At 68.4% G+C, this 4,727-nt stretch carries 5 protein-coding genes and 1 tRNA gene; 5 read left to right on the plus strand and 1 reads right to left on the minus strand.

The window, feature by feature from the left end:
* On the plus strand, positions 1–566 hold a 566-nt coding region (locus ACOJSN_RS25015), incomplete at its 5' end, for an NIL domain-containing protein (RefSeq protein WP_420115197.1).
* Positions 563–1,222, plus strand: coding sequence for a methionine ABC transporter permease (locus ACOJSN_RS25020; protein WP_420115198.1), 660 nt, complete (start codon positions 563–565; stop codon positions 1,220–1,222). The genes ACOJSN_RS25015 and ACOJSN_RS25020, both read left to right, overlap by 4 nt.
* A 77-nt stretch (positions 1,223–1,299) precedes the next feature.
* Here ACOJSN_RS25020 and ACOJSN_RS25025 read toward each other — a convergent pair whose 3' ends face one another.
* Positions 1,300–2,544 carry a glycosyltransferase gene (locus ACOJSN_RS25025; RefSeq protein ID WP_420115199.1) on the minus strand — a complete coding sequence of 415 codons (1,245 nt, stop codon included), beginning with the start codon at positions 2,542–2,544 and terminating at the stop codon, positions 1,300–1,302.
* 92 nt (positions 2,545–2,636) lie between these two features.
* On the opposite strand from ACOJSN_RS25025, the gene ACOJSN_RS25030 reads away from it, so the two are divergent.
* The 3 genes from ACOJSN_RS25030 to ACOJSN_RS25040 form a co-directional block, all read left to right on the plus strand.
* Positions 2,637–2,725, plus strand: a tRNA-Ser gene (locus tag ACOJSN_RS25030).
* 330 nt (positions 2,726–3,055) lie between these two features.
* A complete protein-coding gene (locus tag ACOJSN_RS25035) occupies positions 3,056–4,078 on the plus strand; it encodes a tyrosine-type recombinase/integrase (RefSeq protein ID WP_420115200.1) in 1,023 nt (340 codons plus the stop codon).
* Between the two features lie 313 nt (positions 4,079–4,391).
* Positions 4,392–4,727, plus strand: a 336-nt coding sequence (locus ACOJSN_RS25040; protein WP_420115201.1) for an ATP-binding protein, incomplete at its 3' end; no start/stop codon positions are given.

Raw genomic sequence — 4,727 nt, forward strand, 5'->3', positions numbered from 1 at the left:
TCGCGCGCGCGCTCGCGGGTGACCCGAGCATCCTGCTGGCTGACGAGGCCACCTCCGCGCTGGACCCGGAGACCACCGAGGAGGTTCTCGACCTGCTCGCCAGGGTGAATCGTGAGCTCGGGGTCACGATCGTGGTCATCACCCACGAGATGGAGGTGGTGACCCGGCTCGCGCACCGGGTGGCGGTGATGGAGAACGGGCAGGTGGTCGAGGAGGGCGCGACCTACGACCTCTTCACCGCACCGCGGACGGAGACTGCGAAGAGGTTTGTGCGGACCGTGGTGCGGGCACTGCCGGCGGGGGAGGACCTCGCACTGCTCCGCTCCCAGCACGACGGCCGCTTCTTCACCATCTCCTTCACCGACCCCGGTGCCTCCGAGGCGCGTGTGTTCGGTGCCCTGGCTCGCGCCGGCGTGGACTTCAACTTGGTGCACGGCGGCGTCGACGACATCCAGGGTCGGGTCTACGGGTTGCTGACGATCGCCGTACGTGGTGAGGACGCGGCGATCCGGCAGGCGTTCGCGCAGGTCGGACCCGGTGTGCTGATCGAGGAGGCTTTCGCGTGAGCGAGGTTGAGGCGATCCTTCCCGATCTGCTCGAGCAGACGGCGATCATGCTGCAGATCGTCGGCCTCGGCATGCTCTTCGGCGGTCTCGGCGGCCTCGTCGTGGGCACCGCCCTGTATGTGACGCGGGCCGGCGGGATCATGTCGCAGCCGGTCGTGTACTGGCTGCTGAACGCGGTGGTGAACCTGTTCCGGCCGATCCCGTTCATCATCTTCATCGCGGCGCTGCAGCCGCTGGCGCGTGTCGTGGTGGGCAAGGGCATCGGCAACGATGCGGCGACGTTCGCCATCGCGCTCGCAGCGACGTTCGGCATCGCGCGGCTCGTGGAGCAGAACCTGGTGTCGGTCGATCCCGGGGTGATCGAGGCGGCCCGTTCGATGGGTGCAGGTCCGTGGCGGATCATTCGCACGGTCGTGCTGCCGGAGGCGTTGGGACCGCTGATCCTGGGCTTCACCTTCGCCGTGATCGCTGTGGTGGACATGTCCGCCGTCGCCGGCCTCGTGGGTGGTGAGGGTCTGGGCAACTACGCCATCACGTATGGCTATCGGCAGTACAACGAGGTGGTCACCTGGTCCGCGCTCGTGGTGATCGTCATCATCGTCCAGCTCATCCAGGCCCTGGGCAACGTGCTGGCGCGTGCGGTGATGCGGCGGTAGTTCGGTGGCCCCCCACAGCGTCGAGATCGAGCGTGGGTGCCGGACCGGACAGCTCGAACTGCGATCTCCCCGCCGATCTACGATCGCGACAGGCCGAGAGCGTCGACGGCGGTGCTCACGCCCTGCTCCTGCCGCGCCTTCTCGCCCGCTTCCTGGGCACGCTGGCTGAGGTCGTCCGAGGTGGCGAGGGTGCGGATCCGTTCGGCGAGCCGTTCGACGGTGAGCCGGTTGAGCGGCAGCGGCGCCGTGCCCAGCCCTTCCTCGCGGATGCGACGCCCCCAGTACGGCTGATCGGCGATGTGAGGGACGGCGAGCTGGGGCACGCCGGCGAGCAGTGCCGCATGGGTGGTGCCGGCGCCACCGTGATGGACCACGGCGCGGGTGCGTGGGAAGAGCCACGCGTGGGGCACGTCGGAGATGCCGAGGACGTCGTCGCCGTCAGGGCCGTCGAGACCGGTCCCGGACAGCACGAGCCGCACCCCGGCCGCGCGGGCTGCCGCAGTCGCGACGTCGCGGATCCGCTCCGGCTGCACGATCGACATGCTGCCGAAACCGAGGTAGATCGGCGCGGGGCCGGCGTCGAGGAAGTCGGCCAGCGCGGCGGGCGGGCGCCAGCGCTCCGGCACCGGGAGCGTCCACGGCCCGGTGACCGTGACGCTGCTCGGCCAGTCGCGCGGCGTCGGGACCAGGAGGGGACTGGCGCCCAGGGCGGCAGGCACGGTGTCGAGGGCGCGGACGAATCCCTTCGGCCCGGTTTCCGGCATGCCGAGCCGCTCGCGCAGCAGCCGCCCGGCCTGGGTGACCGAGCGCGAGAGCAGCCAGCGCCCGATGCGAGTGCGGCTCATGTTCGCCGGGCTCACCTGCGGCATCTGGGCGGTCAGACCAGCCCGGCCATCCGCCGTCGGGTGGAAGGGGCACAGCAGCGCGGTGGAGTGGGCGACGCCGTCGTGCTCGGCGAGCGAGGTGACCGAGTCGAGGGTGAGGATGCCGCTGATGAACAGGTCGGCGGTGCCGGAGAGGGTGAGGGTGGCGTCGGCGAGCGGGCGCGCCGTCTCGGCGTACACCTCGCGCATGTGGCGCAGCTCGCGGAACGGCCGGCCGGCGGAATCGACGATCCACGCGCGCCCGGCGTCGGTGCGCATCTGGTCGTTGATCGAGACGTCCATGCGCGCGAACCGCAGCCCGTGTGCGGTGACGAGGTCTTCGGAGTCCACCGATGCCGCGATCGTGACCTCGTGTCCCGCCGCCCGGATGCCCTCGGCGAGCGGGATCAGGGGTTGGACGTCGCCTCGCGAACCTCCACCGACGAGCGTCACGCGCATGGGTCTCACCGTAGTTGAACCCATGCCCGACGGCGCTCGATGGGTTCGCGTTGGCCCTTCTGCCGGACGTTGGGTACCCTGGGCGGCGACTTGGAGACGTCGCATAGTCAGGTCTAGTGCGCATCCCTGCTAAGGATGTGAGCCCGCAAGGGCTCCGTGGGTTCAAATCCCACCGTCTCCGCAGCGAAACCCCGGTTCCCCTTGGGAACCGGGGTTTTTCGTTGGTATGATGCGGTTTGTAGGCAGCGGCCAGGAGGCCGCAAGTACGCAGGAGTACGCACCAGATGGCAGTTTGTGGCAGTAAAACTGCCACGTAGTGGACACGACGATCTGCGGAACTTGAGGGGGTGTGCGACCGATGGCACGACCAGCGACGTTGCCGCGGGGGATCAGTCTGCACGGTGAGAGGTACCGCGTCCGGCTCATGGTAGACGGGACAGTCCACTCGCTCGGGGTTTTCGACACGCTCACTGACGCTCGGGCGGCCCTCGCGATCGCCAAGGCAGACAAGGTGCGCGGCACATTCGTGCCGCCGGCGCGCGAGCGTGCCGAACGGCGAGCCGCGGCCGAGCAGGCCGAGCGCGAGTCGGTGACCTTCGAGCAGTGGGCCGAGACGTGGCTGGAGCACCTGCGTGAACAGGGAGGGGCAGAGTCGTCGATCGTCACGCACCGCTCGGTCCTGCGCGCGCATGTTCTACCGGTGCTGGGGTCGGCCCGGCTCGTGGACATCACGCCATCCGAAGTCGACGACCTGATCGCGGGCGTACGTGCCCGGCCCTCCCGGCGCAACCCCAAGGCCCGCGCCAACGGGGTGGCACCAAACGTGCTTAGGACACTGCGGGCATGCTTGAACGTAGCCGTCAAGCGAGGACTGATCCCGGTGTCGCCGGTGCAGGCGGAAGCACCCGCGCGGCGGGTAAGGCCCACCGACCCCGAAGGCGACATCGCGACGCCAGCGGAGGTCACGGCGATGACCGCGGCGATGCCGGCCCACCTTCAGATTGCGATCCCGCTAGCCGCATGGTGCTCTCTACGACTGGGAGAGGTGCTCGGGCTTCAGCGCGGCGACTTCGTGCACCTGGATGACCCCCGCCGCGCGTTGCTGCAGGTACGCCGGCAGGTCAACTCCAAGGCGCCCGGCGCACCGCTGACGCCCCCGAAGGCGGACAGCGTGCGCAATATCGCCATCCCCTCCTTCATGCTCGAGCTGCTCCTGGAGCATCTCGGCGAACATGTTGGTGAGGTACGTGATGTACCGGTGCTCGCCCACCCCAGACGTAAGCGCGAACGCGTCTCGCAGACGACTTTCGACCGGCACTGGCGTACGGCACGCGCGGCAGCTGGCCGACCCACATTCCGGTTCCACGACCTTCGCCACACTGGTCTGACCATGTACGCCCAGCAAGGCGCCACTCTCGCTGAACTCCTCCACCGCGGCGGACACACCGATGTCTCCGTTGCGCTGCGGTATCAGCACGCAACGGCTGAGAGAGATCGCGCACTGACAATGAAGTTGGCCGAGGCGCTGCGGTAGACGGATCCATCAGACACCAGGCAGGCATTGATCGGTATCGACAGGACGCCGAACGCACGCTCTCAGAAGGATCACCGAATGCTCTAGTCCGCCTGCCGAGGTCGAACTGGTCGGGCCCGTGCCTTCACGTCTCTGGTTGCGCGTGCGCGCCGGGAGGTCCGGGCCACGGTGCGGCGTCTGGTTGAAGTCCTGGGGGCTCCTCTCGCCAGATGGCGAGCGAAGAAACGCGAGCCTTGTCCCTTGCGGAGTTCCTAGACAGTCCTAAGGTGTACTACAGAAAATCGTTAGTACCGACTAGGAGGCGCTAGTAGTCATGGATCGTGCCCTCAACCCATTCAACCCCGGCGCCGGCCTCACCCCTCCAGCGCTGGTCGGACGCGCGTCAGAACTGGAGACTTTCGACACAATCGTGGCACGGACCCGGGCCGGCCTCATCTCACGTTCCATCGTGTTGACGGGGCTGCGTGGCGTGGGCAAGACCGTCCTCCTCAATGCGATGGCCGACCGGGCGGTCAACATGAACTGGTTCGTCGGACGGCTCGAGGCACGGAACGACGAGAAGGGCGCCACCTCTGTGCGCGCACGCCTCGCACGAGAGCTGGTCATCGCCGCCCGACGACTCGGACCGCCCAAGAGACTCAGCGGAAAG

Origin of the sequence: Pseudactinotalea sp. (assembly GCF_048594945.1) — a bacterium.
GTDB lineage: Bacteria > Actinomycetota > Actinomycetes > Actinomycetales > Beutenbergiaceae > Pseudactinotalea.

Excerpts from the sequence above, each read along its gene's own strand:
- ACOJSN_RS25025 (WP_420115199.1), bottom strand. The coding sequence starts at position 2,544 with ATGCGCGTGACGCTCGTCGGTGGAGGTTCGCGAGGCGACGTCCAACCC.